Annotated in this window: 1 pseudogene; it reads right to left on the bottom strand. The window is 66.9% G+C overall.

What is annotated here, in order from left to right:
* Positions 1-281: pseudogene (locus EN852_RS40315) on the bottom strand (alkane 1-monooxygenase); the annotation flags it as partial.

The raw sequence follows: 281 nt of genomic DNA on the forward strand, positions 1-281 counted from the left end.
CTCGTAGGAGCGCAAGCGCGCCGCGTGATCGAAGATCTGCGCCGTCACCATCAATTCGTCGGCGCCGGTGCGGCGGACGAAAGCGTCGATGCCCTGGCGCACCGTCTCCGGCGAACCGACGACGGCGCAGGACAGTGCCTGGGCAAGCATGGTTTTCGCCATCGGGTCGAGATCGCGGTCGTAATTTTCGACCGGCGGCGGCAATTGCCCGGGCCGGCCGCTGCGCAGGTTGACGAAGGCCTGCTGCAGCGAGCTGAACAAGAGCTTCGCCTCGGCATCCG

This window comes from Mesorhizobium sp. M2E.F.Ca.ET.209.01.1.1 (assembly GCF_004010375.2).
GTDB lineage: Bacteria > Pseudomonadota > Alphaproteobacteria > Rhizobiales > Rhizobiaceae > Mesorhizobium.